The sequence below is a fragment of the Burkholderia sp. Tr-862 genome (genome assembly GCF_011753085.1).
GTDB classification, from domain to species: Bacteria; Pseudomonadota; Gammaproteobacteria; order Burkholderiales; family Burkholderiaceae; genus Burkholderia; species Burkholderia ambifaria.
On the sequence record NZ_VWWG01000333.1, the window covers coordinates 1 to 2,041 of the forward strand.

2 protein-coding genes are annotated in these 2,041 nt (G+C 68.7%); both read left to right on the top strand.

What is annotated here, in order from left to right:
- Positions 1-1,097, top strand: a 1,097-nt coding sequence (locus F3J14_RS34555; RefSeq protein WP_166726709.1) for a DHA2 family efflux MFS transporter permease subunit, incomplete at its 5' end; no start/stop codon positions are given.
- A gap of 10 nt (positions 1,098-1,107) precedes the next feature.
- Positions 1,108-2,041 (top strand): glycosyltransferase family 2 protein (locus F3J14_RS34560; protein WP_166726710.1); only part of this gene is annotated, 934 nt, incomplete at its 3' end.

Below are 2,041 nucleotides of genomic sequence, written 5' to 3' on the forward strand. Positions count from 1 at the left end.
TGACGGTGCTGCTCGCGCCGATCTTCGGGCCGGTGGTCGGCGGCTGGATCGTCGACAGCTTCTCGTGGCCGTGGATCTTCCTGATCAACCTGCCGATCGGGCTGTTCGCGTTCGCCGTGTGCACCGCGATGCTGCGCCCCGATACGCAGCGCGGCGCGGCCGGCCCGATCGACGTGCCGGGCATCGTGCTGCTCGTGATCGGCGTCGGGTCGCTGCAGGCGATGCTCGATCTCGGTCACGACAAGGGCTGGTTCGATTCGCCGCTGATCGTCACGCTCGCGGTGGTCGCCGGGCTCGCGATCGTGTCGCTGCTGATCTGGGAGGCGGGCGAAGCGCATCCGGTCGTCGACCTCAGCCTGTTTCGCGACCGCACGTTTTCGTTCTGCGTGCTGATCATCTCGCTCGGGATGATGAGCTTCTCGGTGGTGGGCGTCGTGTTTCCGCTATGGATGCAGGCGGTGATGGGCTACAACGCGTTTCACGCGGGCCTCGCCACCGCCTCGCTCGGCGTGCTCGCGCTCGTGTTCTCGATTCTCGTCGGCCTGCATGCGCACCGCTTCGATGCGCGCGTGCTCGCGACGTTCGGCTTCCTCGTGTTCGCGGCCGTGCTCGCCTGGGACGCGCATTTCACGCTGAAGATGACGTTCGCGCAGATCGCCGCGCCCGGGCTGATCCAGGGGATCGGACTGCCGTGCTTCTTCATTCCGCTGACGGCCGCGACGCTGTCGCGCATTCCGGACGACCGGCTCGCGGCGGCGTCGAGCCTGTCGAACTTCCTGCGCACGCTGTCCGCCGCGTTCGGCACCGCGATGAGCGTGACGCTGTGGGACAACCGCGCGACCTATCACTACGACGTCGTGTCGCAATCGGTCACGCACGCATCGACGAACACGCAGCGCTTCGTGCACACGCTGAACGCGATGGGCGTGGATGGCGTGCGCGAGCTATCCACCCTGCACCAGGTCGTGATGCAGCAGGCGTACATGATGGCGACGGGCGACATGTTCTGGATGGCGAGCGTGACCTGCGTCGTGCTCGCCGCGATGATGTGGCTGACGCGGCCGAAGCGCGGCGCCGCGGTTTCGCTCGGACATTGAGGAGAGGGGCATGACGACACTCGGCGCACTCGTGATCCTGTATCACCCGACCGACGCGCAGCTCGCGGCGCTCGGCGCGTGGCGGCACGCGTGCGACGCGCTGCTCGTCGTCGACAACACGCCGCAGCCCGATACGCGCGCCCGCGAGCTGTGCGCGCGCGACGGCATCGCGCTGCTGCATCACGGCAACCACGGCGGGATCGCCGGCGCGTACAACGCGGGGCTCGCGGCGCTGTTTCGGCGGGACGTCGATGCCGTTGCGCTGTTCGACCAGGATTCGTCGGTGCCGGCCGGTTACTTCGCGACGATGCGCGACGCGTGCGCGGGGCTCGCGGGGCGTGCATTCCTCGCCGGCCCGCGCATCTTCGACGAGAACGCGCGCAGCTTCCTGCCCGAACTCGCGACGAACGGGATCTCGCTGCGCCGGCTGCGCCTCGCGCCGGACGCCCCGCTGCAGCGCTGCGCGTTCCTGATCTCCTCGGGCTGCGTCGTGTCGCGCGTCGCGTTCGACCTGCTCGGCCGCTTCGACGAGACGCTGTTCATCGATCACGTCGACACCGAGTACAGCTTCCGCGCGCTCGCGCGCAACGTGCCGCTCTATGTCGTGCCGTCGCTGGTGCTGCCGCACCGGATCGGCGCGAAGCAGCGGCATGCATTCGGCCCTTTTGAAATGACGTCGATGAATCACTCGTGGCAACGGCGCTACTACAGCGCGCGCAATGCGGTGCAGCTCGGGATGCAGTACGGGCTGCGCTTTCCGGTGGCGATCGTGCCGAACCTGTTGACCGTGTGGCAGGTCGTGCAGATCGCGCTCGTCGAGCGCGACAAGCGCGACAAGCTCGCCGGCATCCTGTACGGCATCGCGGACGGCCTGCTCGGCCGGCTCGGTCCGCTCGAGCGCGCGCGGCCGCGTCTGGCCGCCCGCGCGCAGCGCGTCCAGCAGG